Annotated in this window: 1 pseudogene; it reads right to left on the bottom strand. The window is 62.1% G+C overall.

Annotated features, from left to right (window positions below):
• Positions 1-53 precede the first annotated feature (53 nt).
• A pseudogene (locus P0G09_RS19765) lies at positions 54-293 on the bottom strand (galactose mutarotase); the annotation flags it as partial.

Genomic DNA, 293 nt, shown 5'->3' with positions numbered 1-293 from the left:
GAAAATGGCCCTCTCAGGCAAAGCCGTAAGGCTTTGAATGAGAGGGCTGCATTTTACAGTTTCCCGCACTGTTTGCCGGTGAATAACCGCAGGGTGGTGTTGGCACGGAACACTTTCCCGGCCCGCAGGGCGGTGGAGGGGAACTCCGGGTGGGAGGGGCTGCAGGGGAAATGCTGGGTCTCCAGCGCAAAGCCGCCGTATTTCTGCATCGGCACGCCGCCCTTGCCGGGGGCGGGGCAGTCCTGCAGGAAATTGACGGTGTAGAGCTGCACGCCGGGCTGGGTGGTATAGAC

It is taken from the genome of Faecalibacterium sp. DFI.5.82 (assembly GCF_029076575.1).
Classification (GTDB): domain Bacteria; phylum Bacillota; class Clostridia; order Oscillospirales; family Ruminococcaceae; genus Faecalibacterium; species Faecalibacterium duncaniae.
The sequence above is the reverse complement of the archived record's forward strand: the minus strand, read 5'-3'. Positions and strand labels throughout refer to the sequence as shown.